General features: G+C 40.8%; 1 protein-coding gene and 1 pseudogene. Both read right to left on the bottom strand.

From position 1 onward, the window contains the following. The coding region (locus tag AC4E96_RS13370) for a nucleotide sugar dehydrogenase (protein WP_490256178.1) at window positions 1–878 on the bottom strand (878 nt) is incomplete at its 3' end. A 68-nt stretch (window positions 879–946) separates the two neighbouring features. Further along, window positions 947–1,307 (bottom strand): annotated as a pseudogene (locus tag AC4E96_RS13365) (protein CapI); the annotation flags it as partial.

Below are 1,307 nucleotides of genomic sequence, written 5' to 3'. Positions count from 1 at the left end.
CCTGCCTTCATGATCAGCCTATACATACCAACCACTTTGGGTTGTTTGGCGATAATTGAGTCAGCAACAAAATCCTTACGTGTCGTGTTCGCATCAACGATAGCTCGAATCAAGTTTTGCGGCACTTGGTCAAAGTTAGCAAGAAGTTGTTTCGTGTCTTTTGGCAAACAATAGCCACCGTAGCCAAAGGAAGGGTTGTTATAATGATCACCAATTCGCGGATCGAGACTCACACCTTTTATAATCTCTTTTGTATTAAGTCCGTTTATTTGAGCATAACTGTCTAACTCATTAAAGTAAGCCACACGCATCGCCAAATAGGTATTGGAAAACAGCTTAATGGCTTCGGCTTCTGTAGAGTTTGTTAATAATACATCTGGATTTTCTTTCAACGCACCTTGGGCCAACAAGTTGGCAAAGGTCTGGGCACGTTCAGACTGTTCACCGACAATTATACGTGATGGGTAAAGATTATCGTGTAGCGCTTTTCCTTCACGTAAAAACTCTGGTGAAAAGATAATTTGTTCATTGTTAAGCTGTTCTTTAATTTGCGCAGTAAAGCCAACTGGAATGGTCGATTTAATGACCATAATTGCATCAGGATTTACTTCACTAACTTTATTAATTACGGCTTCTACAGACTTTGTATTAAAGTAGTTGGTTTTGACGTCATAGTCCGTCGGCGTCGCAATAACCACAAAATCAGCGTCTTTGTATGCTGCTTCAGCGTCAGTAGTCGCAGTGAAGCTCAGGTCTTTGTTCGTCAAAAAGTCACTAATTTCTGCGTCCACAATGGGGCTTTTGCCTTCATTCAACATCGTTACCTTTTCTTCAACAATATCAACGGCAATAACATCATTGTGTTGTGCTAACAACATGGCATTTGAAAGGCCGACGTACCCTGTCCCTGCGACTGCGATTTTATATTTTTTCAACGTTTAATTTCCTATAACTTGTAATATTCTTTGTACCAATCAACGAAGTGTTTAACGCCGTCTTTTATTGAAGTTTGAGGCTGATAACCTGTTGCTTCAAACAAGTCTTCTGTATCTGCCCATGTTTTATACACATCGCCTGGTTGCATCGGCATCATATTTTTCTTAACTGGAATACCAAGTGCACTTTCTAACTCATTAACAAAATCCATCAATTTTACAGCCTGACCATTACCGATATTATAAATGCGGTACGGGGCCGAGCTTGATTTAGGACTTGCCGATTCTGCTTGCCAGTTAGGGTCTGGCTCTGGAATTAAGTCTGCAACCCTCAAAATACCCTCGACGATGTCGTCGATGTAGGTAAAGTCT

This window comes from Psychrosphaera sp. (genome assembly GCF_982872775.1).
This window is presented reverse-complemented; position numbering and strand designations above follow the sequence as displayed.